We start from the raw sequence: 21,095 nt of genomic DNA, 5'->3' as shown, positions 1-21,095 counted from the left end.
GTTACTTTCCCCCGCTTGCCTCGCGACCCTGCTCTGCTATTTTTCCCGCCGTGACGCCGGGCCCCTCTGACGGTCGCTGACCGCCATGTCGGAGTCACTTTCGACAACGACAGCAAGAGAGGGCCCGCATGGCACCCCTATTGGATTTCCTCAACACCCCCTTCCTCGGCACCGCCGCCTGGTTCTGGCTGCTGTTCCTGGCCATCGTCATCCTCCTCCTGTTCCTCGACCTGGGCGTGCTGCAGCGCGACCACCACGAGATCGGCGTGCGCGAGAGCCTGCTGCTTTCGGCCGGCTACTTCAGCTGCGGCCTGGCCTTCGGCGGTTTCGTCTGGTACGAGTTCGGCGCCACCAGCGCCATGGAGTACTACACCGGCTTCCTGGTGGAGCAATCGCTGTCGATGGACAACGTGTTCGTCATGGCGATGATCTTCGGCTTCTTCGGCATCCCCCGCCGCTACCAGCACCAGGTGTTGTTCTGGGGCATCCTCGGCGCCATCGTCATGCGCGCCATCATGATCGGCCTGGGCGCCGCCCTGGTCAGCGAGTTCGAGTGGATCATGTACGTGTTCGGCGCCTTCCTGCTGTTCAGCGGGGTGAAGATGCTCTTCGCCAGGCACGAGGAAGAGCCCGACCTGGCCAACAACCCGGTGCTGCGCTTTTTGCGCAAGCACATCCGCGTCACCGAGCAGCTCCACGAGCACCACTTCTTCGTGCGCAAGCCGGACGCCAGCGGCAAGCTGGTGCGCTTCGCCACCCCGCTGTTCCTGGCGCTGATCCTGATCGAGCTGGCCGACGTGGTGTTCGCGGTGGACAGCGTGCCGGCGATCTTCGCCATCACCAAGGACCCGTTCATCGTCTACACCTCGAACATCTTCGCCATCCTCGGCCTGCGCGCCCTGTACTTCTCGCTGGCGGCGATGATCCACCGCTTCGTCTACCTGAAGTACGCCCTGGCCCTGGTGCTGGTGTTCATCGGCGCGAAGATCTTCGCCCACGGCTTCATCGGCAAGGTTCCCGCCGTGCTCTCGCTTGGGGTAACCTTCGGCCTGCTCGCTGGTGGCATACTGCTGTCACTGCTCAAGACGCGCAAGGCAGGCGAGCAGGAGCTGGAAATCGTCAGCCGGGAGACCCTGCATGCAGGACGAGGTGAAGATCGAGGCCATTGAAGTCCAGGGCCGGCCCTGGTGGCTGGTGCGCCTGGGCCGCCGCGGCCTGCGCTTTTCCCAGGAATCCCTGGCCCGCGCCTTCGCCGCCCAGTTGCATGTGCGCCGCCAGTGGTGGCAGCAGCGCGGCGAAGACGAACCCAACGAACGCACCTGAGCCCCCCGCCCGCCGCCGGCGGGGCGCTCGCAGCGGCGCTAGTGGCTGCGCCGGCCCTTGAGCACCTTGACGATCTCGCCGATCAGGTTCACCACCAGCGCCCGCTCGCTCTCCGCCAACCCCTGAAGCAGGTCGCCGATGGCCTCGGCCTGCTCGGCGACGTCGATCGAATCCTTGCGGAAAAGGTCGCTCAGCGGGCATTCGAGGATTTCCGCGATCTGTCCCAGGCGCTGCAAGGTCGGCGATATCACACCGTTCTCCATGCGGCTGATGGTTTCCTTCTCCACCCCTATCCCCTCTGCTATCTGTGCCTGCGTCAGCCCCTTGGCCCTGCGGCGGTTGGCGATGGCTGCGCCGACTTCATGGACCACGCTCCGACCTTTCATGCGAATTGACCTCATACATCATCCGATATAACGCCTCAAGCCATTTTCAGGGGAGCTTGCGTGCGGCTGAAGGACGCATGACGTCTATAAATGTTTCTTAATAGATCATTGACTAATTGACTTTCCTTTTCACGGGGGAACAGGATAGGGCTGATTGCCATCACTTCGCCCCCATGGCGCAGCCGGTCCGATGGTGGTTTGCCACGAAAGGAAGTCCGCAATGTTGTCCAAGCTGAAAATACGCACGGGAATGCTCATCGTCCTGGCCGCCGCCCTCCTGCTTTCGATCCTCACCGGCTGGAACAGCGCCCGCAGCAGCGACCAGCAGATCCAGTCGCTGAACCGCGTGGCGGTGGAGCTCAACGACATGGTGCTGCGCTTCAAGCTCTAGCCCCGTTCCTCGACCACCAGGCCGGAGTGCAAGCATGCCGATCCGCAGTATTCCCGACCTCCCCCGGATGCTCTCCGAAGCCCTGGAGCATGCCGAGACCGCTCTTTGCATCAACGACGACGGGCAGCGCCTGCTGTACTGCAACCGCGCCTTCGGCCGGCTGCTCGGCCATGCCCCGGAAAGCCTGGTGGGCCGCCCGTTCGACGAGCTGGTGGACGCGCGGCCGGCGGCCAACGACCGCGTGGAAGCCCTGGTGCGCTGCCATGACGGCCGGCGCATCTGGTGCGGCATCGCCAGCACCGGGCTGAACCGCGCCACGGGCGAGCCCGACCTGCAGTTGCTGGCGCTCACCGAGATCACCCAGTCGAAAATCCACGAAGTGCTGCTGGACCGCCTGCTCGAAGGCATGGCCCGCGACGAGCCGCCGGAACACCTGATGGAAGCGGCCTGCCTGGAGATCGAACGGCTGCTGCCGCGGACCAGCGCCTCGGTCCTGCGCGTCAACGCAGGCCGCCTGCACCCGCTGGCCGGGCCGAGCCTGCCGCCCGCCTACCTGCAGGCCCTGGACGGCCTGCCCCTGGGCGACGGCCCGGGCAGCGAGGGCGCCTGGGCCGGCGAGGTCGAGCGCCATCCGCTGTGGTCCGCCTACCGCCACCTGCTGCCACCGGAGCTGCGCAGCTGCAGCATCACGCCGATCCGCTCCAGCACCGGCCAGCTGATCGGCAGCTTCGTCTGCTACGGCCGGGGGGAACAGGCGCCCTGCGCGACGCAACAATGCCTGCTGGACATCTGCACGCACCTCTGCGCGCTGGTGCTGGAGCGCGACCAGGCGCGCACGCGCATCCACCAGCTCGCCTACTACGACGACCTCACCGGCCTGCCCAACCGCCACCTGCTGCAGAACCTGGCCAGCGCCGAACTGGCCGGCGCCGCCGCGCGCCGGCAGGGCCTGGCGGTGCTGTACATCGGCCTGGACCGCTTCCGCCAGATCAACGACTCCTTCGGCCGCCCCTCCGGCGACGAGCTGCTGCGCACCATCGCCCGGCGCCTGCGCCAGGCCTGCCGCGACGAGGACCACGTCGGGCGCCAGGCCAACGACGAATTCGTCGTCCTGCTGCCGGCCTGCGACCGCGCGGCGGCCGGCGTCCACCTCGCCCGCCTGAAGGCCGCCCTCGACGCGCCCTGGCGCGTCGCCGGCGCGCCCCACAACCCCTCGGCGAGCATCGGCATCAGCCTGTTCCCGGAGGATGGCGAGGACTTCCAGAGCCTGCTGCGCCACGCGGCGATGGCGATGAACCAGGCCAAGGGCAAAGGCAAGAGCCGTGGCGGCCAGGTGTTCTTCAGCGAGGAACTGGAGCGCCTGGCGCAGGAACGCGTGGCGCTGGAGAGCGCCCTGCGCGAAGCCCTCGCCAGGCAGCGCCTGCACCTGAACTACCAGCCGCTGGTGGACATCCGCGCGGGCCGCCTGCGCGGCGCCGAGGTCCTGGCCCGCTGGCACCACCCGCAGCTGGGCAACATCTCCCCGGAGCGCTTCATTCCCCTCTCCGAGGAATGCGGGCTGAGCATCGAACTGGGTCGCTGGGTGCTGCGCGAAGCCTGCCGGCAACTGGCCGAGTGGCGCCACGCGGGCCTGCAGGTGCCGGAGATATCGGTCAACCTGTCCGCCGGCGACTTCCAGGACCCGCAACTGCCCGTCGCGGTGCTGCGCACCCTGGAAGAGCACGGCCTGCACGGCACCGACCTGACCCTGGAAATCACCGAAAGCGCGCTGATGGAAGCCGACAGCGACACCCTGGGCGTGCTCGACCAGCTGCACGAACTGGGCATCCGCCTGGCCCTGGACGACTTCGGCACCGGCTACTCCAGCCTGGCCCGGCTGAACCGCCTGCCGGTGCAGGAACTGAAGCTGGACCGCAGCTTCGTCCGCGACCTGGAGAGCAACAGCACCAGCCGCACCCTCAGCGACGCCGTGCTGAACATCGGCCGCAGCCTGGGCATGACGGTGGTCGCCGAAGGCATCGAGAACCCCGAGCAACTGCGCATCCTCGAAGCCCAGGGCTACAGGGTGGCCCAGGGCTACCTGCTGTCCCCACCGCTACCGGCCGAAGGGTTCGCGGCCTGGCTGAAGGCGAGGCAGGTGGCGGGGTGATTCTGTAGGACCGAGCTTGCTCGCGAACCGGGCAGTCACTGGGTTATTCCCCTTCGGGCCAGCGCAAGCGCTGTTCGCGATGGAGCCGCGTCCCGCGTTCGCGGGAATGACGAGGGGGAAGGATGGTGCCTGACCTCCAAGCCACTCAGGACAGCACCCTCTCCCTTCAGGGCGGGGCGCGCAGCCGAGGGTTGGGGAGAGGGCGCTCTCAACCCCAGCACCTAAGCCACCGGGGAAACCCCGTTAGGCTGCGGCGTATAACCGCGAACGGTTATACGCCCTACGTTTCAGGATGACGCCGGACTCACCGCCCACTCCGAACGGCCCCCTCTCCCTTCGGGAGAGGGCTGGGGTGAGGGAGCGGAGTCAACCCGATACACCGCAGCCACCGGGAAACCCCATTCGCGAGCAAGCTCGCTCCTACAAAAAAACCGCCCGAATGCGACCCACACACAAAAACGCCGTTTCCCTTTCGGAGAAACGGCGTTCCCGTGACCCTCACCGGGCCTCAACTACCAACCAGCACTCACTTGCCCATGTACTTGCCGATCTCGTACTTGCCGACGGCCATGCGGTGCACTTCGTCCGGGCCGTCGGCCAGGCGCAGGGTGCGCTGCATGGAGTACCAGTAGGCCAGCGGGAAGTCGTTGGAGACGCCGGCGCCGCCGTGGATCTGGATGGCGCGGTCGATCACCTGCAGGGCGACGTTGGGCGCCACCACCTTGATCTGGGCGATCTCGCTCTGGGCGATCTTGTTGCCCACGGTGTCCATCATGTACGCGGCGTTGAGGGTCAGCAGGCGGGCCTGGTTGATCTCGATGCGCGAGTTGGCGATGTGGTCGATGTTGCCGCCCAGGCGCGCCAGCGGCTTGCCGAAGGCGGTGCGGCTGGTGGCGCGCTTGCACATCAGTTCCAGGGCGCGCTCGGCCATGCCGATGGAGCGCATGCAGTGGTGGATGCGGCCCGGGCCGAGGCGGCCCTGGGCGATCTCGAAGCCGCGACCCTCGCCCAGCAGCACGTTCTCGTAGGGCACGCGGACGTTCTCGAAGAGCACCTCGGCGTGGCCGTGGGGCGCGTCGTCGTAGCCGAACACCGGCAGCGGGCGGAGGATCTTCACCCCGGGGGCGTCGCTGGGCACCAGGATCATCGAGTGCTGCTGGTGGCGCGGCGCGTCCGGGTTGGTCAGGCCCATGAAGATCATCACCTTGCAGCGCGGGTCGCAGGCGCCGGAAGTCCACCACTTGCGGCCGTTGATGACCCACTCGTCACCGTCGCGCACGGCGTTGGCCTGCATGTTGGTGGCGTCGGAGGAAGCCACGCCAGGCTCGGTCATGGCGAAGGCGGAGCGGATTTCGCCGCGCAGCAGCGGTTCCAGCCAGGTGCGCTTCTGTTCCTCGCTGCCGTAGCGGACGAGGGTCTCCATGTTGCCGGTATCCGGGGCCGAGCAGTTGAACGGCTCGGCGCCGATCAGCGAGCGGCCCATGATCTCCGCCAGCGGGGCGTACTCCATGTTGGTCAGGCCGGCGCCGTATTCGGACTCGGGCAGGAACAGGTTCCACAGGCCCTCGGCCTTGGCGCGGGCCTTGAGGTCCTCCATGACCTGGGTCGGCTGCCAGCGGTCGCCTTCGGCTACCTGTTGCTCGAAGACGCTCTCGGCGGGATATACATAAGCTTCCATGAACGCGGTGACGCGCTCACGCAGGTCCTGGACCTTGGCGGAATAGGCGAAATCCATGGGGGCTACCTTCTGGCAGGGGTTTGTCTTGTGTCGAGGAAGATGCTAGAACAGGCAGCACGATTTACCTAGCCTATTATCCGAATCAATGAACATTCATAACCCGCATGATGGTCCGCCATCCCGGGTATGATCCGGCCACAACAATGACAAGCGGAGCCACGGGATGAACCTGAACAAGGTCGACCTGAATCTGTTCATCGTCTTCGATGCCATCTACACCGAAGCCAACCTCACCCGCGCCGGACAGATCGTCGGCATCACCCAACCCGCGGTGTCCAACGCCCTCGCCCGCCTGCGCGAGACCTTCAACGACCCGCTGTTCGTGCGCACCGCCCAGGGCATGGTGCCCACGCCCATGGCGCAGAACATCATCGGCCCGGTGCGCAACGCCCTGCAGCTGCTGCGCGTATCGGTGCAGGAAAGCCGCACCTTCACCCCACAGCAGGCGAGCAAGACCTACCGCATCAGCATGACCGACCTCACCGAGGCCATCATCCTGCCGCCGCTGTTCCAGCGCCTGCGCCGCCAGGCGCCCAACGTGCACATCGAGAGCTTCCTCTCCAAGCGCCGCGAGACCACCAAGGAACTGGCCGCCGGGCGCCTGGACTTCGCCGTGGACGCGCCGCTGAACACCGACCCGCAGGTGCGCCACGTCAAGCTGATGGAGGACCGCTACGTCTGCGCCATGCGCCACGGCCACCCGCTGGCCAGGCCGAAGCTGAGCCTGGAGGAGTACCTGTCGCTGACGCACATCCAGATCTCCAGCCGCCGCAGCGGCCTGGGCTATATCGACCTGTCGCTGGGCAAGATGGGCCTGCAGCGCAAGATCGCCCTGCGCTCGCAGCACTACCTGATGGCCTCCAACGTGGTGCAACAGACCGACATGGCGGTGACGGTGCCCGAGCGCTTCGCCCGCCACCACAACCTGCACTACGTGGACCTGCCGGTGAGCGACGTGCCCAAGCTGGAAACCCACCTGTACTGGCACGAAAGCACCGACCAGGACCCGGCCAACCGCTGGATGCGCGAGCAGCTGATCGAGCTGTGCCAGCAGGTCACCGCCCGCGAGGCGCGGGAAGCGCAGCAAGGCTGACCTGCCGCGGGGGCTGTCCGCGAAGTTCCCGCATTCGCCGGAATGACCAGGGTCGCCGGCTGACTCCATTCTCCCCACAGACACCGAACGACCCCCTCTCCCTTCAGGGCGGGGCGCGCAGCCGAGGGCTGGGGAGAGGGACGGTGTCAACCCGATATACCGTAGCCGCCGGTAAACACCGTTCGCGAGCAAGCTCGCTCCTACAGCCGCGCCCCCTTCCCCCCTATCCAAGGTCGGGCCGGCCCCTCCTTGGCCGCAAATAACCCTTCCATGGCCGGATCGGACCTCTCCCTTGTCCGACAATCCTTCCAACAATTACATCAACCAATGACACATTCACCGTGTCAGGCCCTCCGTCCCGCCGGCGCCACTGCCTGCCCATGCCGCCGCCGGGGCTCGTCGAACAACAACAAGGAGTCGCCCATGAACGCCCAGACCGAACCGCTCCGCGCCCACTTCCCCGTCCGGCGCATGGATTTCAGCTTCACCGAGACGCCGAAGTACTGGTGGGACGATCAGCCCTTCATGTCGCACTTCATGAACAACCTGTCCTCGCTGTTCCCCTATGGCGAGAAGTTCTTCGTCGACAGCGTGCGCGCCGTGCGCGACCGCATCCAGGACCCGCAGCTGCAGAAGGACGTGTCCGCCTTCATCGGCCAGGAGGCCATGCACTCCAAGGAACACGCGGCCTACAACGAATACGCCGAGGAACACGGCATCGACCTGGAACGCCTGGAGCTGCGCATCAAGCACCTGCTCGGCGCGGTCAGCAAGGTCACCACCAAGAAGCAGGACCTGGCCATCACCTGCGCCCTGGAGCACTTCACCGCGACCATGGCCGAGCGCCTGCTGCGCCGCGAGGACCTGAGCACGCAGATGCGCTCGCCGAAGATGTACAAGCTGTGGATGTGGCACGCCATCGAGGAGAACGAGCACAAGGCGGTGGCCTACGACGTCTACCAGCAGGTCTACGGCGGCTACTTCACCCGCACCGCGGTGATGCTGCTGACCACCGTGATCTTCCTCGGCGTGATCGGCGGCTTCCAGATCCACCTGCTGCGCCGCGACCGCCAGCTGTTCAACTGGCGCAGCTGGAAGCACGGCCTGGTCACCCTGTTCGGCCTGCGCAACGGCTACTTCACCCAGCTCGTGCTGCCCTGGCTGGACTACTTCCGCCCCGGCTTCCACCCCTTCGACCACGACACCAAGACGCTGGAGAAGTACTGGAAGGACAAGCTCGACTTCGCTGGTTGAGCCGCCCCCTCACCTGTAGGAGTGGGCCCTGCCCGCGAATCGCGCGCAGGGCGCGCTCCTACAGGTGCAGCACGGCTTCTCGTAGGAGCGAGCTTGCTCGCGAACAGACTCTCCCTACTCTCCCTGTGAGGACGGATCTCGGAACAACCGCGTTCCCTCACCCCAGCCCTCTCCCAGAGGGAGAGGGAGCCGTCCGTGCCGGGATGAGCAATGCATTGCACCGGAAACCTCTGCGGCCGCCGGCTAACGCCATGACAGCCAAGCACACCGAACGGCCCCCTCTCTCTCTGGGAGAGAGAGGGGGCCGTCCGTGCCGGGATGAGCAATGCATTGCGCCGGAAACCTCTGCGGCCGCCGGCTAACGCCATGACAGCCAAGCACACCGAACGGTCCCCTCTCCCTCTGGGAGAGAGAGGGAGCCGTCCGTGCCGAGATGAGCAATGCATTGCGCCGGAAACCTCTGCGGCCGCCGGCTAACGCCATGACAGCCAAGCACACCGAACGGTCCCCTCTCCCTCTGGGAGAGAGAGGGAGCCGTCCGTGCCGAGATGAGCAATGCATTGCGCCGGAAACCTCTGCGGTCGCCGGCTAACGCCATGACAACCAAGCACACCGAACGGTCCCCTCTCCCTCTGGGAGAGGGTTAGGGTGAGGGAGCAGAGTCGGGTTCCGCACCCTGCACGACAGGAACGCTCCTACAACCCCAACGCCTGCAACACCGCCGCCCCGGTGAACAGCAGCAGCACCTGCCGCTCCGCCAGTGCGCGGACCTCGCCCCGTTGCCCTTCCGGCAATTCCAGGTAATCCAGCGACAGCTGGAACAGCTGCCGGCTGATCAGCCTCGACAGCTGCGCCACCTCCTGCGCCGGCACCTCCGGCAGCAGGCGGAACAGGGCGATGTCCTCGGCCATGTCGGCGCCGAAGTCGTCCATCACCTGGCCCAGCGCTTCGCGCAATGCCACCGAGGGGCCGTGCAGCTCGCGCACGCCGATGATGAAGGCCTCGGGGTGGCGTTCGACGAAATCGAAGAACAGCCGCACCGTCTCCTCGCACACCCGCTGGCCGCGGGCGAAGTCCAGGCCCAGCGGGGTGGCCGCCGCGCTGCCCGCCGCCGGCGCGCGCCCGGCCGCTTCGCGGCGCAGTTCGCGCAGCGGCTGGCGCAGCTGGGTGGCGATGTCGCGGATGATCGCCAGGCCCAGGTCGTCGACGTCGGCGAAGTGGCGGTAGAAGGTGTTGGGGTTCAGCCCGGCCTCGCGGGCCAGCTCGCGCAGGCCGATGCTGCTCAGGCTGCGCCGGCTGGAGGCCAGGCGCAGCGCCGCCTCCATCAGCAGGCGCTTGCCCGGTGCATCCTGGCGTTGTGTTACCGCGTCCGGTTCCAGACTCATCCTTGCCCCACCTCGCCCACCCTAAAGATTGGTTGCCCGCGAAGTATACAGATGTCTACATTGGCACCACGTAGACAGTTGTATACGCCTGCACACAAGCATAACAGGAGCCAGGTAAATGGGAACTCAACCTAAGACTGCCGCGGTCAGACACTGCAAGGTGGCCATCATCGGCACCGGTTTCTCCGGCCTGGGCATGGCCATCCGCCTCAGCCAGGAGGGCGAGGACGACTTCCTGCTGTTCGAGAAGGACGCCGGCGTCGGCGGCACCTGGCGGGTCAACAACTACCCCGGCTGCGCCTGCGACGTGCAGTCCCACGTCTACTCCTTCTCCTTCGAGCCGAACCCGGAATGGACGCGCATGTTCGCCCGCCAGCCGGAAATCCGCGGCTACCTGGAGAACTGCTGGAAGAAATACCGCCTGGAAGGCCGCACCCTGCTGAATACCGAGATCCAGCGCCTGGAGTGGGACGAGGCGCGCGACCTCTGGCACCTGCGCGACGCCGCCGGCAACCACTACACCGCCCAGGCGGTGGTCTCCGGCATGGGCGCCCTGTCGATCCCCTCGATCCCCGACCTCAAGGGCCTGGACAGCTTCAAGGGCCACGCCTTCCACTCGCAGCACTGGGACCACGACTACGACCTGAAGGGCAAGCGCGTGGCGGTGATCGGCACCGGCGCCTCGGCCATCCAGTTCGTTCCGGAAATCCAGCCGCTGGTGGCCAGCCTGGACCTCTACCAGCGCACCGCGCCGTGGATCCTGCCCAAGCCCGACCGCGCCATCAGCGACAAGGAACGGGCGCGCTTCAAGCACTTCCCGCTGGTGCAGAAGCTCTGGCGCGGCGCGCTCTACAGCATGCTCGAAGGCCGCGTGCTGGGCTTCACCTTCGCGCCCTGGGCGATGAAGATGATCGGCAAGCTGGCGGTGCGCTACATTCACCAGCAGGTCAAGGACCCGGAACTGCGCCGCAAGCTGACCCCGGACTACACCATCGGCTGCAAGCGCATCCTGATGTCGCCGAACTACTACCCGGCGCTGGCCGCGCCGAACGCCTCGGTGATCACCGACGGCATCCGCGAGATCCGCGAGCACAGCATCGTCACCGCCGACGGCCAGGAGCGCGAGGTGGACGCGATCATCTTCGGCACCGGCTTCACCGCCAACGACCCCATCCCCCGCGGCACCGTGTTCGGCCGCGGCGGCGTGGACCTGCTGGATACCTGGCCGCAGGGCCCGGAGGCCTACAAGGGCACCGTCACCCGCGGCTTCCCCAACCTGTTCTTCCTGATGGGCCCGAACACCGGCCTGGGCCACAACTCCATGGTCTACATGATCGAGTCGCAGATCGCCTACGTGCTCGGCGCGCTGAAGCTGATGCAGCGCCGCGAGCTGCTCAGCCTGGAGGTCAAGGAAGACGAGCAACAGCGCTGGAACCTCAAGCTGCAGCGCGGGCTCAACCATAGCGTGTGGAACACCGGCGGCTGCAAGAGCTGGTACCTGCACCCGGTGAGCGGGCGCAACTGCACCCTGTGGCCGGGCTTCACCTGGCGCTTCCGCCTGCTCACCCGCAGTTTCGACGCCGCCGCCTATCATCTGAAGGCCAGGCCGTTCGAGGAAACCGCAGTCACCCAGCAACCCCGCGCCGAGGAGGTCCCGGCATGAAGTCCTTCGAGAACAAAGTCGCCGCCATCACCGGCGCCGGTTCCGGCATCGGCCGCGCCCTGGCCCGCGAGCTGGCCTCGCGCGGCTGCCACCTGGCGCTGGCCGACGTCAACGCCGCGGGGCTGGAGGAAACCCGCCAAGCCCTGGCCTCCTACGGCGTGCGCATCTCCACCGAGGTGGTCAACGTCGCCGAGCGCGAGCAGGTCCACGCCTGGGCCGACAAGGTGGTGGCCGAGCACGGCAAGGTCAACCTGGTGTTCAACAACGCCGGGGTGGCCCATGCCGGCACCGTGGAAGGCAGCGAGTACGAAGAGTACGAGTGGATCACCAACATCAACTTCTGGGGCGTGGTCTACGGCACCAAGGCCTTCCTGCCGCACATCAAGGCCAGCGGCGAGGGGCACGTCGTCAACGTCTCCAGCGTGTTCGGGCTGTTCTCGCAGCCGGGCATGAGCGCCTACAACGCCACCAAGTTCGCCGTGCGCGGCTTCACCGAATCGCTGCGCCAGGAGCTGGACATGGAAGGCGGCGCGGTCTCGGCCAGTTGCGTGCACCCCGGCGGGATCAAGACCAACATCGCCCGGACCGCGCGGATGAACGACAGCCTGGCCAAGGTCACCGGGCAGAACGCCAACGCCGCGCGCCAGCAGTTCAACGACCAGCTGCTGCGCACCACCCCGGACAAGGCGGCCCAGGTGATCATCCGCGGCGTGGAGCGCGACGCACGGCGCATCCTCATCGGCGCGGATGCCCATGCCATCGATGTGATGCTGCGGGTGTTGCCGGTGTGGTACCAGAAGGTGGTTACCGTCAGCATGCGTCTGGCGGCGCGTTTTGCGCCCAAGGGCAAGGCGCGGACGGAGGGGTATGAGGCCAAGTAGGGAGTAGTGAAAGGGGAAGCCCGCTTCTTGGAGCGTAATGCTGTTCACTTAAGAAAGGATGCCGTTTCTCTGCCTGGGGGAAACGGTATTTTTCATTTGGGGTTATGGCTTGGCTCGCGAGGCTTGCCCCACTCCGGCCTTAAGCTCGTCATTGCCGCGAACAATACTTGCGCTGGCCCGAAGGGGAATAACCCAGTTGCCTTGGCTTGGGTATTTCTGCGCCGCACCGAGTCTGCCCGACCGTCTTGTTTCGCCCCCTCGGGCGAGTCCCTTTTGTCAATCGCCACAAAAGGAACCAAAAAGGCTTGCCCCGCCATACGGGCCCGACAGAGTCGGGCTACCCTCACGAATTCCCCCGCCACGGAGGCCCGCCCCGAGGGTACGTCCCTGTAGCCCATCGGGGCTCTCGCGACATCCATGTCGCATGACCTCCTGAGCGCCGGTTTCGTTCGGCCTGCTGAAGGGGCGTTTCGGAGTGCGCGGATGTTTCTCTGGAAGTATCAAGAGCAAAAGCCAAAGCGAATGCGTTTTGGCTTTTCGTAGGAGCGAGCTTGCTCGCGAACAATGGCGTTTCCCGGCGGCTGCGGTGTTTGGGATTGACTCCGCTCCCTCTCCCCAGCCCTCTCCCTGAAGGGAGAGGGGGCAGTCCGTGCCGAGAGAAGGAATGGTTTCAACCGGAAACCATCGGAGTTGCCGGCTGACTCAGGGATACCCAAGCGCTCCGAACGGTCCCCTCTCCCTTCAGGGAGAGGGTTAGGGAGAGGGAACGAGGTCCGGCCATACACCAGCGCAGCCAGGTAACTCCATGGGTTCGCGAGCAAGCTCGCTCCTACAAACAGCCCGCCCCCTCAAAGCCCCATCTGCTTGGCGATGATCTCGTTCATGATCTCCCGCGTCCCGCCGCCGATGGAAAGGATGCGGTTGTCGCGGTACAGGCGCTCCACCAGGCTCTCGCGCATATACCCCATGCCACCCAGCAGCTGCACCGCGTCATAGACCACCCGATCCGCGACATCGGTGGCGAAGTTCTTGGCCATGGAGATTTCCTTCACCACGCTCTGCCCAACGGCCATCTTCGCCGCCTGGCGGTAGGTGAACTCGCGGGAGACTTCCACCTGGGTGGCCATCTCCGCCAGGCGGTGCTTGAGCACCTGGAACTTGCCGATGGGCTTGCCGAAGGCTTCGCGCTCGGCGCCCCATTTCAGGGCTTCCTCCAGGGCCAGCTGGGCGGTCATGTTGGCCATGGTGGCCAGGGCCAGGCGCTCGCTCTGGAAGTTGGCCATGATGCAGGCGAAGCCCATGTTCTGCATGCCGATCAGGTTTTCCACCGGCACCTTGCAGTCGTCGAAGAACAGCTCGGCGGTGTCCGAGGCCCACCAGCCCATCTTCTTCAGCTTGCGGCCCACCGTGAAGCCGGGCGTACCCTTCTCCACCAGCAGCAGGCTGACGCCGCCGTAGCCCTCGCCGCCGGTGCGCACCGCCACCGTGTAGTAGTCGGCGCGCACGCCGCTGGTGATGAAGGTCTTGCTGCCGGTCACGCGGTAGTGGTCGCCGTCGCGCACGGCGCGGGTCTTCAGGCTGGCCACGTCGGAGCCGCCGGAGGGCTCGGTGACCGCCAGGGCCATGATCTTCTTGCCGGCCAGCACCTGCGGCACGATGCGTTCGCGCAGTTCCGCGCGGCCCCACTTGAGCAGCGGCGGCAGGCCGATGTCCAGCGAGCCCAGGCCGGCCACCAGGCCGCCGGAACCGCTGCGCATCAGTTCCTCGCTGGCCGCCAGCTTGGCGAACAGGTCGCCCTCGTGGCTGCCGCCGTAGGCTTCGGGGTAGCCGATGCCGAGGATGCCGGCCTCGCCGGCCTTGCGGTAGAGCTCGCGGGGGAACTCCTCGGCTTCTTCCCAATCGGCGATGTGCGGGAGGATTTCCCGCTCGACGAAACGCCGCACCGAGTCGCGGACCAGGCGGTGGCTGTCGTCGAAGTATTCGGTGAATGCGGACATGGCGGGCCTCCAGGCGGGTTGCCTGAAAACTTACCGAGCGCTTGCTTGGTTTTCAAGGCGAGACTTGCGCCATCGCCTGGGCCGTTTCGGCCCGATGCCTCTGGACTAGACGATCGGCCGGCGCCCGGCCAGGGCGTGGGCCAGGGTGCCGCCGTCCACCAGCTCCAGTTCGCCGCCCAGGGGCACGCCGTGGGCGATGCGGCTGAGCACCAGGCCGCTGCCGGCCAGCAGCTGGGCGATGTAGTGGGCGGTGGCCTCGCCTTCCACCGTGGGGTTGGTGGCGAGGATGATCTCGGCGAAGTTGCCGGCCTTGATCCGCGCTTCCAGCTCGGGAATGCCGATGGCCTCCGGGCCCAGGCCGTCCAGCGGCGAGAGGTGGCCCTTGAGCACGAAGAAGCGCCCGCGATAGCCGGTCTGCTCCACCGCGAACACGTCCAGCGGGCCTTCCACCACGCACAGCAGCGAGTCGTCGCGGCGCGGGTCGGCGCACTGCGGGCACAGCTCCTCCTCGCTCAACGTGCGGCACTGCTTGCAGTGCCCTACCCCTTCCATGGCCTGGGTCAGCGCCTGGGCCAGGCGCAGCCCGCCCGTGCGGTCACGCTCCAGCAACTGCAGCGCCATGCGCTGGGCGCTCTTCTGCCCCACCCCGGGGAGAATGCGCAGGGCGTCGATGAGTTGGCGGATCAGCGGGCTGAAGCTCATGGAAGTATCTGACTGCAAGGGGTGGAAGAAGGGCTAAAAGCTGGAAGCTGGAAGCTGGAAGCTGGAAGCTGGAAGCTGGAAGCTGGAAGCTGGAAGCTGGAAGAGCCTGCGGCTTTTGCTTCTGGCCTCCAGCTTCCAGCCCACTTGCTTAGAACGGCATCTTGAAGCCGGGGGGCAGCTGCATGCCGGCGGTCATGCCCGCCATCTTCTCCTGGTTGTTCTGCTCGATCTTGCGCACGGCGTCGTTCACCGCGGCGGCGATCAGGTCTTCGAGGATTTCCTTGTCCTCCTGCATCAGGCTGTCGTCCAGGCTGACGCGCTTGACGTCGTGCCGGCCGGTCATCACCACGCTCACCAGGCCGGCGCCGGACTGGCCGGTGACTTCGGCGTTGGCCAGCTCTTCCTGCATCTTCTGCATCTTTTCCTGCATCTGCTGGGCCTGCTTCATCAGGCCGGCCATGCCACCTTTCATCATTTCGATCACCTTCTGTCGTTCAGGGTTGGTTGGGCGCCGGCCTTCAGGCCTTCGCCGCCAGGGGTTCGATGGTACCGGCGCGGACCACCGCGCCGAACTGCTGGCGCATCTGCAGCACGTACGGGTCCGCCTCGATGGAGCGCTCGGCCTCGCGCTGGCGCTCGGCGCGCTTGCGCGCCGCGGCCTGGGCGGGGGTTTCCTGCTCGGGCTTCTGGATGGTCACTTCCAGCGTCAGGGTGCGCCCGTGGTACTGGCTCAGCGCGTCGTTCAGGCGGCGCTGCTGGGTGGCGTTGTACAACGCGCTCTGCCCCGGGTCCAGGTGCAGGTGCCAGGTGTCGCCATCCACCGCGACCAGGGTGCAGTTGGCGCCGATGCTCGCGGTCAGGCCGCCCAGGCCCAGGCGCGGGAACAGGTCCAGCCATTCGGCGGCGAGGCCCGTGGCCGGCAGGGCCGCCGGTTCCGGTTCGGGCTCGGGCTGGGCGCCGGCCTGCGACTCGTCGCCGCCTTCCAGGTAGCTGAGCGAATCCATGTCGACTTCATAGTAGTCCTCGGCCGGCGGCGGCTCTTCGTCGCGGTCGTCGTCCTCGCTGTCGGCCATGGCGATCGGCGCCGGTTCGGGCGCCGCAATGGGCTCGGGCGCCGGCGCAGGTTCGGGCTCGACCGGCGGCTGTACGGTGGCGGCCGGCGCGGCGGGCTCTTCCCAGGGCAGGTCGACGACGGGCGCCGGTTCAGCCACAGCGGCCGGCGGTTCGACCGCGGGCACCTCGGGCACGGTTTCGACCACGGCCTGCGGGGCGGGCTCGACGGGTGCGGGCGCAGCCTCGACGACAGGCGCCGGCGCAGGCTCGGGCGCAACCTCGGCTACCGGAGCCGGAGCCGGAGCCGGAGCCGGAGCCGGAGCCGGAGCCGGAGCCGGAGCCGGAGCCGGAGCCGCCACAGGCTGCGGCGCGGGTGCCGGTTGCGCAACGGCGGCGGGCACGGTGGACACCACCGGCACGCTGGCCGCGCTGGCAACGGCTGCCGGCGCCGCAACGGCGGCGCCGGCCACTGGGTTGCGGTTGGAATCAGCCGTGGCCGTGCTGATCCCCAGGTCCTTTAGCGGTGACCTCGGTGGCGCGCCGCCATCGGCCGGACGGAAGGCCAGCATGCGCAGCAGCACCATTTCGAAGCCGCTGCGCGGGTCCGGCGCCAGGGGCAGGTCGCGGCGGCCGATCAGGCCCATCTGGTAGTAGAACTGCACGTCCTCGCCGGGCAGCGCTTGCGCCAGGGCCAGCACCTTGTCGCGGTCGCCCTGGCCGTTGTCGACGGCGTCCGGCAGCACCTGGGCGATGGCCACGCGGTGCAGCACGTTGAGGATTTCGGCCAGCACCCCGCCCCAGTCCGGACCCTGTTCGGCCAGGTGGCGCACGGCATCCAGCAGCGCCCGGGCGTCGCCTTCGAGCAGCGCATGGAGCACGCCGTAGACCTGGCCGTGATCGAGGGTGCCGAGCATGGCGCGCACGTCGGCGGCCAGCACCTTGCCCTCACCGAAGGCGATGGCCTGGTCGGTCAGGCTCATGGCGTCGCGCATGGAGCCGTCGGCCGCGCGGCCGAGCAGCCACAGGGCGTCCTCCTCGAAGGGCACGTTCTCGGCGCCGAGCACGTGGCTCAGGTGCTCCACCACGCGCTCCGGCGGCATGTTCTTCAGGCTGAACTGCAGGCAGCGCGAGAGGATGGTCACCGGCAGCTTCTGCGGGTCGGTGGTGGCCAGCAGGAACTTGACGTGGGGCGGCGGCTCTTCGAGGGTCTTGAGCAGGGCGTTGAACGAGTGCGAGGAGAGCATGTGCACTTCGTCGATCAGGTAGACCTTGTAGCGCCCGCGGCTCGGCGCGTACTGCACGTTGTCCAGCAGTTCGCGGGTGTCCTCGACCTTGGTGCGGCTGGCGGCGTCCACTTCGATGAGGTCGACGAAGCGGCCCTCGTCGATCTCCCGGCACACCGAGCACTGGCCGCAGGGGGTGGAGCTGATGCCGGTCTCGCAGTTCAGGCACTTGGCCAGGATGCGCGCGATGGTGGTCTTGCCCACGCCGCGGGTCCCGGTGAACAGGTAGGCGTGGTGCAGGCGCTGGTTGTCGAGCGCGTTGATCAGGGCCTTGAGGACGTGGGTCTGGCCGACCATTTCGCGGAACGAACGCGGACGCCATTTGCGGGCAAGAACCTGATAACTCATTGAAATCCATCGCGGCTGGTAGGCGGAAGTGGGCTAATCCTAGCGAAGAGGACCGGAAATTGCACCCGATGCCGGGCCAGGCTTGGCAAGAACCCTCCGAAACAGGCATTGTGTCCTGCTTCCGCACGTCCGGAGCCCGAATGCGCGCACTCCTCCCCGCCCTCCTGCTGGTCGCCGGCCTGGCCCAGGCCGATCCCCGGCAGCTGAGTTTCTCGGTGATCGAGGGCTGGGCCATGCCGCTGGCGCAGGTCGAGGACGGCCAACTGACCGGCGGTATCCTCTTCGAGCTGTTCACCCGCACCGCGGACAAGGTCGGCATGGCCCCGTCCTTCCATATCCTGCCGCGGGCCCGGGTGGAACAGGCGCTGCACAGCCACAGCATCGACGTGCGCTGCTACATCGCCCCGGCCTGGCTCAGCGAGGCGTTCAGCGACTACCGCTGGAGCGTGCCGCTGCTGACCCAGCGCGACCTGCTGGTGGCCCGGGAACGTGCGCCGGTGGAAGTCGCCACGCTGGCCGGGCAGAGTATCGGCACCGTGCTGGGCTACTCCTACCCGCACCTGCAGCGCTCGTTCGCCAGCGGGCGCCTGCACCGCGACGATGCGCGCAACCAGGAGCTGGTGCTGAAGAAGCTGGAAGCCGGGCGCTACGACTATGCGGTGTCCAGCGAGGTGGCGCTGAACTGGTTCAACCTCCAGCGGCCGGCCGAGCGCCGCCTCTACCCCGCCGCCAAGCTCGACCAGGCCGAACTGGGCTGCATGGTCCTCGACGATCCGCAACTGCCGACCCAGGCGGTGCTCGACGCCCTGGCCGAGCTCAAGGCCTCCGGGGAAATCGAGCGCATTCTCGATCACTATCGCTGATGGCCGCGCCAGGGCTGGCGATGGCGTTGGCGATGAAAAAGGTGAAGCGGCGGATAACCGCGAACGGTTATTCGCCCTACGCTTCCGGGGCCACCGCTATGCGGGCTTCGCCGCGGCGGATCCACTCGGCGTAGCGTGCCGGGATGTGCCCTTGCACCCTGCCTGCGTTCACCGTGGCGGCGTAGTCGCAGATCGCCTGCTCGCCCTCCCCTTCGCGCCGGTACAGGGTCCAGCGCACCCGGCTGCCTTCGGCCAGGGCGCAGGGCAGTTCGAAGCGGGGCGAGCCTTCGGCGTAGCCGACGTGGAAGTCGTCCGGCATGGGCCCGCCGGGGAAGCCGGCGGCATCGAGGAAACCGAACATCGAGTCGTGCTGCAGCAGGCTGCGCCGGGCATAGGGCCAGACGTAGCGGCGCAGGAAGTGCTGGTCGGCGAAATGCCGCGAAGCCACCGGTTCGGCGAAGAACAGCCGGGCCAGTTGCGCCAGCGGCGGCAGCGCCCCGCCGACGACGCCCCAGAGCCCGGCCAGCAGCAGTTCGGTATGGGTGCCGTTGTCGCGCAGCGCATGGAAGTGCTTGTCGCTGGCCAGCCACTGGGCCACCGCCTCGGCCTCGCGCTCGCTGATCACCGAGTCGGCGTCGCGGAACAGGATGCGCTGGGCCTGGGCGTCGTCCAGGGCGAGGAAGCGCCACATCGGCCCCGGCCACTGGCGCGCGGCCTCGTCCACCCGCACCACCTGGCCGCCGTTGTCGAGCAGGCGGCGGACGATGGCCTCGGGCACGCTGTCGTCGATATAGAAGCGGCAGGTCCAGTGCGGGTAGATGCGCGGCTGTTCCAGCACGTTGAGCACCGCCGTCTCGCAGTATTTGGCGCTGGCGCCGAACAGCGAGAAGGCGATCAGGTTGCGCTCGCGGGTGGCGGCGCCGGGCGGCGGCGGCAATGCCGGCAGGGCATGGGCGATCGGCGGTTCGACGCCGAACTGGCGCTCGCGCAGGCTCAGCGCGTGCAGGCCATGGCGGCGCACCTGGTCCCACTGGCGCAGGGCGCAATGGGCGTGGGACAGGGCGTCGAACAGCGCCAGGCTGTCGCCGCCGGCGGCCAGGGCGCGGCCGGCATGCTCGATGGCTTCCTGCCAGCGCTCCAGCTTGATGCAGTTCACCGCCGCGTCGGTCCAGGCCACCGCCAGCTGCGGCCAGCGCCGGGCGGTCTGCAGGCACAGTTGCAGGGCCTGCTCGTGCCGGCCCTGGGCGTAGAGGGCGCTGGCGCGCCGGCCGGCGGCCTCGACCTCGCGGCGTTCGCGGTAGCTGGGCGTGCGTTGCTTGGCCATGCTTGCCCTCCTCAGCGTTCGCGCAGCGCTTCGCGGGCGCGGTTGAGCGGCTTGGTCAGGTAGTCCCAGACGGTCTTGCTGCCGGTGTGCACGTCCACCGTGGCGACCATGCCGGGGAAGATCGGGAAGCTCTTGCCGTCCTTGTTCTGCAGCGAATCGGTCTCGGTGCGCACGAACACCCGGTAGTAGTACTGGTCGCGGCGAACCTCGTCCTGGATGGTGTCCGGCGAGATGTGCGTCACCTTGCCCTCCAGGCCGCCGTAGATGGCGTAGTCGTAGGCGCTGATCTTCACCGTGGCACGCTGCCCGGGGTGGATGAAGGCCACGTCGCGCGGCGAGATGCGCGCCTCCACCAGCAACTGGTCCTCCACCGGCACTATGACCATGAAGCGGCCGTTGGGCGGGATGACGCCGCCGACGGTGTTCACCTCGATGTCCTTGACGATGCCGCGCACCGGCGAGAGCACGGTCAGGCGCGTCAGCGAGTCGGCGCGGCCGCGCGTCACCGACTGCTGCGCCTCCACTTCGCCGTTGGCCTTGGCCAGCTCCTCGCGGGCCTTGACGTAGTACTGGTTGCGCGTCTCGGTGGCCTTGAGCTCCAGCTCGTTGGCCTGGCGCTTCAGGCGCAGCACCTCGACGTTGCTCGCCGCGCCGATCTCGGCCAGGCGCGTGGTCAGCTTGAGTTCCTTGTCGACCAGGGCCAGGGCCTCGTTGATGCCCTTGAGGCTCTTCTCCAGGCTGTTGCGCCGCGACTTGTACAGGGCGGTCTCGGACTTCACCAGGTCCGGCTCCTCCAGCACCTGCGCGGGAAACACCAGTTCGCCGCCATCCACTTCCGCCCGCAGGCGCGCGGCCATGGCCAGGGCGGCGCGCAGGCGCGAGGTGCTCTCGCCCACCGAGGATTCGGTCTTGGTGCGGTCGAGCTGGGCGAGCACCTGCCCGGCGTCGACGCGGTCGCCCTCCTTGACCCGCAGCTCGGCGAGGATGCCGCCCTCCAGGGACTGCACCACCTGCTCGCGCGAGCTGGGGATCACCTTGCCGGTGCCGGTGGAAACCTCGTCGAGCTCGAACAGGTAGGCCCAGGCGAACAGCAGCAGCATGCCGCCGAGTACGCTCCAGATCAGCCAGGTGGCGCGCGGCGCGTGCTCCTTCGCCTGGAAGTAGGGGGCCAGGGGCGCGGCCCCGGGCGCTTGAATCGAATTGGCTTGCATGGTCACTCCCGACGCGGGCCAGGGCCCGCGTCCTCTGCGAATTCAGTGGTG

17 protein-coding genes and 1 pseudogene are annotated in these 21,095 nt (G+C 67.5%); 9 read left to right on the top strand and 9 right to left on the bottom strand.

Annotated elements, in window-relative coordinates:
• Nucleotides 1-128 precede the first annotated feature (128 nt).
• On the top strand, nt 129-1,169 hold the full coding sequence (locus tag PcP3B5_RS11925; protein ID WP_009619453.1) for a TerC family protein: 1,041 nt from the start codon (nt 129-131) through the stop codon (nt 1,167-1,169).
• On the top strand, nt 1,138-1,323 hold the full coding sequence (locus PcP3B5_RS11920; protein WP_009619452.1) for a hypothetical protein: 186 nt from the start codon (nt 1,138-1,140) through the stop codon (nt 1,321-1,323). The genes PcP3B5_RS11925 and PcP3B5_RS11920 overlap by 32 nt, the downstream gene beginning before the upstream one ends.
• Nucleotides 1,324-1,361: 38 nt before the next feature.
• Here PcP3B5_RS11920 and PcP3B5_RS11915 read toward each other — a convergent pair whose 3' ends face one another.
• Entirely contained in the window at nt 1,362-1,709 is a 348-nt protein-coding gene (locus PcP3B5_RS11915; RefSeq protein WP_009619450.1) for a helix-turn-helix domain-containing protein, read from the bottom strand.
• Between the two features lie 220 nt (nt 1,710-1,929).
• Here PcP3B5_RS11915 and PcP3B5_RS31810 point away from each other — a divergent pair, with 220 nt between their 5' ends.
• Both PcP3B5_RS31810 and PcP3B5_RS11910 read left to right on the top strand, forming a co-directional pair.
• A complete protein-coding gene (locus PcP3B5_RS31810; protein WP_156060048.1) occupies nt 1,930-2,100 on the top strand; it encodes a hypothetical protein in 171 nt (56 codons plus the stop codon).
• Nucleotides 2,101-2,134: 34 nt separating this feature from the next.
• Nucleotides 2,135-4,249, top strand: coding sequence for a putative bifunctional diguanylate cyclase/phosphodiesterase (locus PcP3B5_RS11910; RefSeq protein WP_061561337.1), 2,115 nt, complete (start codon nt 2,135-2,137; stop codon nt 4,247-4,249).
• A gap of 526 nt (nt 4,250-4,775) precedes the next feature.
• Here PcP3B5_RS11910 and PcP3B5_RS11905 read toward each other — a convergent pair.
• Nucleotides 4,776-5,984, bottom strand: coding sequence for an acyl-CoA dehydrogenase (locus tag PcP3B5_RS11905; protein WP_043266646.1), 1,209 nt, complete (start codon nt 5,982-5,984; stop codon nt 4,776-4,778).
• A 166-nt stretch (nt 5,985-6,150) separates the two neighbouring features.
• Here PcP3B5_RS11905 and PcP3B5_RS11900 point away from each other — a divergent pair, with 166 nt between their 5' ends.
• Together PcP3B5_RS11900 and PcP3B5_RS11895 are read left to right on the top strand one after the other, a co-directional pair.
• The gene (locus PcP3B5_RS11900; protein WP_009619446.1) at nt 6,151-7,080 is read left to right on the top strand and encodes a LysR family transcriptional regulator; all 930 of its coding nucleotides are present in this window, start codon (nt 6,151-6,153) and stop codon (nt 7,078-7,080) included.
• 423 nt (nt 7,081-7,503) lie between these two features.
• Nucleotides 7,504-8,334, top strand: coding sequence for a metal-dependent hydrolase (locus PcP3B5_RS11895; RefSeq protein ID WP_043266648.1), 831 nt, complete (start codon nt 7,504-7,506; stop codon nt 8,332-8,334).
• Between the two features lie 695 nt (nt 8,335-9,029).
• Here PcP3B5_RS11895 and PcP3B5_RS11890 read toward each other — a convergent pair.
• Nucleotides 9,030-9,719, bottom strand: a complete 690-nt coding sequence (locus PcP3B5_RS11890; RefSeq protein ID WP_043266649.1) for a TetR family transcriptional regulator — start codon at nt 9,717-9,719, stop codon at nt 9,030-9,032.
• A gap of 78 nt (nt 9,720-9,797) precedes the next feature.
• On the opposite strand from PcP3B5_RS11890, the pseudogene PcP3B5_RS11885 reads away from it, so the two are divergent.
• Both PcP3B5_RS11885 and PcP3B5_RS11880 read left to right on the top strand, forming a co-directional pair.
• Nucleotides 9,798-11,382: pseudogene (locus PcP3B5_RS11885) on the top strand (flavin-containing monooxygenase).
• A complete protein-coding gene (locus PcP3B5_RS11880; protein ID WP_043266653.1) occupies nt 11,379-12,263 on the top strand; it encodes an SDR family NAD(P)-dependent oxidoreductase in 885 nt (294 codons plus the stop codon). The pseudogene PcP3B5_RS11885 and the gene PcP3B5_RS11880 overlap by 4 nt, the downstream one beginning before the upstream one ends.
• 848 nt (nt 12,264-13,111) lie before the next feature.
• Here PcP3B5_RS11880 and PcP3B5_RS11875 read toward each other — a convergent pair.
• The 4 genes from PcP3B5_RS11875 to dnaX form a co-directional block, all read right to left on the bottom strand.
• The gene (locus tag PcP3B5_RS11875) at nt 13,112-14,260 is read right to left on the bottom strand and encodes an acyl-CoA dehydrogenase family protein (protein WP_061561336.1); all 1,149 of its coding nucleotides are present in this window, start codon (nt 14,258-14,260) and stop codon (nt 13,112-13,114) included.
• A 105-nt stretch (nt 14,261-14,365) separates the two neighbouring features.
• Nucleotides 14,366-14,962: a recombination mediator RecR gene (gene recR / locus PcP3B5_RS11870; RefSeq protein WP_009619440.1), complete on the bottom strand. Its 597-nt coding sequence runs from the start codon at nt 14,960-14,962 to the stop codon at nt 14,366-14,368.
• Nucleotides 14,963-15,110: 148 nt separating this feature from the next.
• Complete coding sequence (locus tag PcP3B5_RS11865) at nt 15,111-15,437, bottom strand: YbaB/EbfC family nucleoid-associated protein (protein WP_009619439.1); 327 nt, start codon at nt 15,435-15,437, stop codon at nt 15,111-15,113.
• A gap of 43 nt (nt 15,438-15,480) precedes the next feature.
• A complete protein-coding gene (gene dnaX / locus PcP3B5_RS11860; protein WP_061561335.1) occupies nt 15,481-17,646 on the bottom strand; it encodes a DNA polymerase III subunit gamma/tau in 2,166 nt (721 codons plus the stop codon).
• A gap of 140 nt (nt 17,647-17,786) precedes the next feature.
• Here dnaX and PcP3B5_RS11855 point away from each other — a divergent pair, with 140 nt between their 5' ends.
• Entirely contained in the window at nt 17,787-18,509 is a 723-nt protein-coding gene (locus tag PcP3B5_RS11855) for a substrate-binding periplasmic protein (RefSeq protein WP_061561334.1), read from the top strand.
• Between the two features lie 76 nt (nt 18,510-18,585).
• On the opposite strand, the gene PcP3B5_RS11850 is transcribed toward PcP3B5_RS11855, so the two are convergent.
• Nucleotides 18,586-19,833: a tetratricopeptide repeat protein gene (locus PcP3B5_RS11850; RefSeq protein ID WP_061561333.1), complete on the bottom strand. Its 1,248-nt coding sequence runs from the start codon at nt 19,831-19,833 to the stop codon at nt 18,586-18,588.
• Between the two features lie 11 nt (nt 19,834-19,844).
• Nucleotides 19,845-21,044: an HlyD family type I secretion periplasmic adaptor subunit gene (locus PcP3B5_RS11845; protein ID WP_009619435.1), complete on the bottom strand. Its 1,200-nt coding sequence runs from the start codon at nt 21,042-21,044 to the stop codon at nt 19,845-19,847.
• Between the last annotated feature and the right edge of the window lie 51 nt (nt 21,045-21,095).

The sequence above is a fragment of the Pseudomonas citronellolis genome, from assembly GCF_001586155.1.
Classification (GTDB): Bacteria; Pseudomonadota; Gammaproteobacteria; order Pseudomonadales; family Pseudomonadaceae; genus Pseudomonas; species Pseudomonas citronellolis.
This window is presented reverse-complemented; position numbering and strand designations above follow the sequence as displayed.

Coding starts and splice junctions, on each gene's coding strand:
- PcP3B5_RS11925 (WP_009619453.1), top strand. CDS start 129: ATGGCACCCCTATTGGATTTCCTCAACACCCCCTTCCTCGGCACCGCC.
- PcP3B5_RS11920 (WP_009619452.1), top strand. CDS start 1,138: ATGCAGGACGAGGTGAAGATCGAGGCCATTGAAGTCCAGGGCCGGCCC.
- PcP3B5_RS11915 (WP_009619450.1), bottom strand. CDS start 1,709: ATGAAAGGTCGGAGCGTGGTCCATGAAGTCGGCGCAGCCATCGCCAAC.
- PcP3B5_RS31810 (WP_156060048.1), top strand. CDS start 1,930: ATGTTGTCCAAGCTGAAAATACGCACGGGAATGCTCATCGTCCTGGCC.
- PcP3B5_RS11910 (WP_061561337.1), top strand. CDS start 2,135: ATGCCGATCCGCAGTATTCCCGACCTCCCCCGGATGCTCTCCGAAGCC.
- PcP3B5_RS11905 (WP_043266646.1), bottom strand. CDS start 5,984: ATGGATTTCGCCTATTCCGCCAAGGTCCAGGACCTGCGTGAGCGCGTC.
- PcP3B5_RS11900 (WP_009619446.1), top strand. CDS start 6,151: ATGAACCTGAACAAGGTCGACCTGAATCTGTTCATCGTCTTCGATGCC.
- PcP3B5_RS11895 (WP_043266648.1), top strand. CDS start 7,504: ATGAACGCCCAGACCGAACCGCTCCGCGCCCACTTCCCCGTCCGGCGC.
- PcP3B5_RS11890 (WP_043266649.1), bottom strand. CDS start 9,719: ATGAGTCTGGAACCGGACGCGGTAACACAACGCCAGGATGCACCGGGC.
- PcP3B5_RS11880 (WP_043266653.1), top strand. CDS start 11,379: ATGAAGTCCTTCGAGAACAAAGTCGCCGCCATCACCGGCGCCGGTTCC.
- PcP3B5_RS11875 (WP_061561336.1), bottom strand. CDS start 14,260: ATGTCCGCATTCACCGAATACTTCGACGACAGCCACCGCCTGGTCCGC.
- recR (WP_009619440.1), bottom strand. CDS start 14,962: ATGAGCTTCAGCCCGCTGATCCGCCAACTCATCGACGCCCTGCGCATT.
- PcP3B5_RS11865 (WP_009619439.1), bottom strand. CDS start 15,437: ATGATGAAAGGTGGCATGGCCGGCCTGATGAAGCAGGCCCAGCAGATG.
- dnaX (WP_061561335.1), bottom strand. CDS start 17,646: ATGAGTTATCAGGTTCTTGCCCGCAAATGGCGTCCGCGTTCGTTCCGC.
- PcP3B5_RS11855 (WP_061561334.1), top strand. CDS start 17,787: ATGCGCGCACTCCTCCCCGCCCTCCTGCTGGTCGCCGGCCTGGCCCAG.
- PcP3B5_RS11850 (WP_061561333.1), bottom strand. CDS start 19,833: ATGGCCAAGCAACGCACGCCCAGCTACCGCGAACGCCGCGAGGTCGAG.
- PcP3B5_RS11845 (WP_009619435.1), bottom strand. CDS start 21,044: ATGCAAGCCAATTCGATTCAAGCGCCCGGGGCCGCGCCCCTGGCCCCC.